Annotated in this window: 2 protein-coding genes; both read left to right on the top strand. The window is 38.4% G+C overall.

The genetic code is table 11. The features are described 5' to 3' along the window. Positions 1-444 (top strand): hypothetical protein (locus ADS79_RS35170; RefSeq protein WP_161807251.1); only part of this gene is annotated, 444 nt, incomplete at its 5' end. 24 nt (positions 445-468) lie between these two features. Continuing rightward, a complete protein-coding gene (locus ADS79_RS03200; protein WP_049736999.1) occupies positions 469-1,110 on the top strand; it encodes a hypothetical protein in 642 nt (213 codons plus the stop codon). Positions 1,111-1,167: the final 57 nt, after the last annotated feature.

Below are 1,167 nucleotides of genomic sequence, written 5' to 3'. Positions count from 1 at the left end.
TGGGAATTAAGTGTCCAATTTTATCTAGTGGATACTGTCCACTTTAGTTTAGCAGTCACAACTGTTGAGAAATTGCAAGCCTCAGTTGGTGAACTTGCTCCCTATAAGATGCAAATTGAAGAGTTAAACCGTAAAGAACTCGAAAAAGAAATGTCTGAAAAACGTGAATCACTGAAAAAAGTTGCCACCAAAGGCGGTTTTATTTCTGAAGATGAGTTAGAAAACTCTGAAGACATTAAAGCAATGATCGAAACACTTGATGAAAAAGGAATTAAAGCGTTAATTGCAGAGCGTTTCATCAAAAAATTAGATGACTCCCCTACTCCCTCTTCGCTTGAAACATCAAGTCTTCAGCACAATAAAGGTCAGGCTAATTTATACAATGATGACGAAGAAGCCTTTGATCATCGCGTAGTAATGTCAACATTTCTAAAAAATAACTAATTAAAAATTCAGGAGGTACTATTTATGTTGAGACGTTTGCAAGTTATTTCCCATAAAAATGCTGATGCTATGTTTAAAGCTGGTTCAGCTATGAAACGTGGTCGTCTAGTACAAAAAGATCACGCTACCAAGTCTGCCGTACTCCCATCATCTACTGATGAATTGTACTTTGTGACAAAAGATAACTACCCTATCGGTCTAATGAGTCTTGAAGGAGAACTATCAGATTATGATCCTCGATTTGAAGCAATTTCTGCGAATGAGCCAGTAATCCTTGAAAAACCATTAAGTGGTGAGCGATATGGTACGACTGAATACGTAAGTACAGGTCTTGTAGCTGGCGACTACCTTATTGTTGAAGTGGCTGCTGGAGATGACCAAGGCAAGTTAAAGAAGAATGACACAGCAACAAAATTCAAGTTCGCTCCAACTGTTCCACGATCAAACATTGCATCAAGAAGTTCATCTGGAACATCATATACTTCTGGGGAAACCACTTTGATAATAAAGTTGGAGAGTTCGAGATTTGGATCTGCACCTTTCTCACCAATTTCTCTGGCCCAAGCATCAATTACAGAGGAGATTTCCGTTTCTTCTACGTTCAAATTTACTTTACGTTCTACTTTTGATGCCCATTCAAATACTTTACCTTTTTCGGACATTTAACCTTATTATTCTAGGGCCACCTGGTGTAGGTAAAACGCATCTGGCTACAGGACTTGG

The sequence above is a fragment of the Brevibacillus reuszeri genome (assembly GCF_001187725.1).
In the GTDB taxonomy this organism is placed as follows: Bacteria; Bacillota; Bacilli; order Brevibacillales; family Brevibacillaceae; genus Brevibacillus; species Brevibacillus reuszeri.
Note: the sequence above shows the minus strand (reverse complement) of the source record. Positions and strands in the feature narration are given on the sequence as shown.